This window comes from Kocuria rhizophila, assembly GCF_003667225.1.
Taxonomy (GTDB): domain Bacteria; phylum Actinomycetota; class Actinomycetes; order Actinomycetales; family Micrococcaceae; genus Kocuria; species Kocuria rhizophila.
The window spans coordinates 1-400 of sequence record NZ_RCOM01000189.1 but is presented as its reverse complement, the minus strand read 5'-3'; the positions used below and the strand labels follow the sequence as shown (position 1 = coordinate 400).

The window sequence follows — 400 nt, the reverse complement described above, 5'->3', positions numbered from 1 at the left end:
CTCCTGAAATAATTAGTTACTATACCGCCAAGATGACTAAGTGGACAGATCAGGGAATCGTCCATTTCCGCGGAATCTCTGGCGCGATGGGGGATGGCATTAGAGAATTAATATATTGCCTGCAAGACGTATTGGGTAAAGATTGGTATAAAGTAGAAGGCACAGCCCTTATCGACAAAGTTCAGCAGCAACTGAAAGAACAAGGGTACAAGAGAGATGATGTGCTCCTCGTGCTGGACAACACCGAGACACTAACCTCCTCAACCTCAGATAATGAAGAACTTGAAGAGTTCTTTAACCAGGTGGTTAGAAAGATCGGTAGAGTTATAGTGACTTCCCGGCGCCGCGAACTCTTGAACGCCACACCAATTCAAGTTGCTAGACTAAGCGACTTCGAATC

Annotated in this window: 1 protein-coding gene; it reads left to right on the top strand. The window is 45.5% G+C overall.

The genetic code is table 11. The features are described from left to right. Nucleotides 1-32 precede the first annotated feature (32 nt). A partial coding sequence (locus D9R02_RS12495) for a hypothetical protein (protein ID WP_147435374.1) occupies nucleotides 33-400 on the top strand: 368 nt, incomplete at its 3' end.